Origin of the sequence: Nonomuraea sp. NPDC005730, from assembly GCF_040630865.1 — a bacterium.
Classification (GTDB): domain Bacteria; phylum Actinomycetota; class Actinomycetes; order Streptosporangiales; family Streptosporangiaceae; genus Nonomuraea.
The window spans coordinates 1-1,228 of sequence record NZ_JBEXYK010000149.1 but is presented as its reverse complement, the minus strand read 5'-3'; the positions used below and the strand labels follow the sequence as shown (position 1 = coordinate 1,228).

Annotated in this window: 1 protein-coding gene; it reads right to left on the bottom strand. The window is 68.4% G+C overall.

Going from position 1 to position 1,228, the window contains the following annotated elements; genetic code table 11:
* Positions 1 to 34: 34 nt before the first annotated feature.
* Positions 35 to 1,186 (bottom strand): IS30 family transposase, encoded by a 1,152-nt coding sequence (locus ABZ444_RS51435; RefSeq protein ID WP_358012715.1) that lies wholly within the window; start codon positions 1,184 to 1,186, stop codon positions 35 to 37.
* Between the last annotated feature and the right edge of the window lie 42 nt (positions 1,187 to 1,228).

Genomic DNA, 1,228 nt, shown 5'->3' with positions numbered 1-1,228 from the left:
GGTGAAGTCAAGGGGTCGTCGCAACACTGATTGATCAACTGGCTGTTGCCAGGAGCTTGGTGAGACGCTCGGCTGGGGTTTCCCAGCCGAGCGTCTTGCGTGGTCGGCCGTTCAACCGGGCAGCGACGGCGGCGAGATGGTCGCTGCTGTGCACGGACAGGTCGGTCCCCTTGGGGAAGTACTGGCGGAGCAGGCCGTTGGTGTTCTCGTTACTGCCACGCTGCCAGGGAGAGTGCGGGTCGCAGAAGTAGACCGGCAGGTCGGCGGCGATGGAGAACTGATGATGCAGGCCCATCTCGCTGCCTTGGTCCCATGTCAGCGACCGCTTCAGTTCGGCCGGCAGGGTGGCCATCGTGGCGGCCAGCGCATCCCGGACGGTCTCGGCGGTGCGGTCGTGCGGGAGGTGGACGAGCAGGACGTAGCGGGTGCTGCGCTCGACCAACGTCCCGATCTGGGATCTCTGGTCCTTGCCGATGATCAGATCGCCTTCCCAGTGGCCGGGCACGGCTCGATCCTCGGCCTCGGCGGGGCGGTCGCTGATCATCACCATCGGCGCGATGAACCGAGGGTGGCGCTGGCCGGGACGGCGCTGCGGTCTGCGGACGGTGCGGCCGGTGCGCAGCGCCCTGGTGAGCTCGCGGCGCAGTTCCCCGCGTCCTTGAACGTAGAGCGCCTGATAGATCGTCTCGTGCGACACCTGCATCTCCGGCCGGTCGGGGAACCGGACGCGCAGGGTGTGCGCGATCTGCTCGGGGCTCCATTCCAGCTCCAGCCAGGATTGGACGACCTGGCGCAGTTCCGGGTTGGCTCCTATCTTTCCCTCTTTCGGTCGTGGACGCCGGGCGTCGGCGCGGGCCTGGGCCGCGTGAGGCCGGTAGTGCCACTGGCCTCGGGTTCCGTCGGTGCGGTTACGGGCGATCTCCCGGCTCACCGTGGAGGGGCTGCGGCCCAGTTCGGCGGCGATGGCTCGGATGGAGGCCTTCTCCCGCAGCCGGTCAGCGATATGGATGCGCTCGTCCTCACGCAGGTAGCGGGAAGCCGCCTGGGCGGGCCGGGCCACCCGCTCGGGTCGAGCGGGTGGCCGCAGCCGGCTGGGGCTGAAACGCCCGTTACGCCACTCACGGCCGGTCCGCTCATTGACGCCGACCAGCCGTGAGGCTTCCTTGTTGCCATAGCCCTGAGCCATGAGCCGAAAGTATTCCTGCCGCTCAGCCCGGAGCTTCTTCGC

Bases quoted from the DNA above. Each gene is read 5' to 3' on its own strand.
- ABZ444_RS51435 (WP_358012715.1), bottom strand. From the start codon at position 1,186: ATGGCTCAGGGCTATGGCAACAAGGAAGCCTCACGGCTGGTCGGCGTC.